Source organism: Mycobacterium sp. E2238, from assembly GCF_001672665.1.
Classification (GTDB): Bacteria; Actinomycetota; Actinomycetes; order Mycobacteriales; family Mycobacteriaceae; genus Mycobacterium.
The window spans coordinates 1-529 of the sequence record NZ_LZKF01000047.1 but is presented as its reverse complement, the minus strand read 5'-3'; the positions used below and the strand labels follow the sequence as shown (position 1 = coordinate 529).

General features: G+C 73.0%; 1 protein-coding gene. It reads left to right on the top strand.

All coding sequences use genetic code 11. From position 1 onward, the window contains the following. Window positions 1-529 (top strand): AAA family ATPase (locus tag A5711_RS03810; protein WP_156744776.1); only part of this gene is annotated, 529 nt, incomplete at both ends.

Below are 529 nucleotides of genomic sequence, written 5' to 3'. Positions count from 1 at the left end.
CCGACCTCGGCCCGGTGGTCACCGAGTCGGTGATGACGCAGCTGCGCGCCCGCCTGGCCGGCAGCGCCGTGCGCACCGAGGCCGACGCGAAGGCCGTGCTGCGCGACGTGCTGATCCGCGAGCTGCACCCCGACATGGACCGCTCGATCCGCGCGCTGCCGCACGATGATCACCCGTCGGTGCTGCTGGTCGTCGGCGTCAATGGCACCGGGAAGACCACCACCGTAGGGAAATTGGCCCGGGTGTTGGTGGCCGACGGGCGTCGCGTGGTGCTCGGCGCCGCCGACACCTTCCGGGCCGCGGCGGCCGATCAACTGCAAACCTGGGCGTCCCGGGTGGGCGCGGAGGTGGTGCGCGGGCCCGAAGGCGCCGACCCGGCGTCGGTGGCGTTCGACGCCGTCGACAAGGGCATTGCCTCGGGCGCCGACGTGGTGCTCATCGACACCGCCGGCCGGCTGCACACCAAGGTCGGGCTGATGGACGAGCTCGACAAGGTCAAGCGCGTGGTCACCCGACGCGCCGCGGTCGA